Origin of the sequence: Nocardioides oceani (assembly GCF_030412965.1) — a bacterium.
GTDB lineage: Bacteria > Actinomycetota > Actinomycetes > Propionibacteriales > Nocardioidaceae > Nocardioides > Nocardioides oceani.
The window spans coordinates 1-206 of record NZ_JAUHJQ010000342.1 but is presented as its reverse complement, the minus strand read 5'-3'; the positions used below and the strand labels follow the sequence as shown (position 1 = coordinate 206).

General features: G+C 74.8%; 1 pseudogene. It reads right to left on the bottom strand.

The features are described from left to right. Positions 1 to 51: 51 nt before the first annotated feature. Positions 52 to 206: pseudogene (locus QWY28_RS24295) on the bottom strand (pyruvate kinase); the annotation flags it as partial.

Below are 206 nucleotides of genomic sequence, written 5' to 3'. Positions count from 1 at the left end.
CGCGGTCGCCGGGCTCGACCGGCTGATCGGCCCGAAGTCCTGAGACCGGGCTCAGGTGGCGCGGCGGTACGCCGGCGCGACGCCCGTGATGGCGTCGCCCATGCGGTGGATGCGCAGCGCGTTGGTCGAGCCCGGGATGCCTGGAGGCGCGCCGGCGATGATGACGACGAGGTCGCCCTCCTCGACGCGGCCGATCCGCAGCAGCT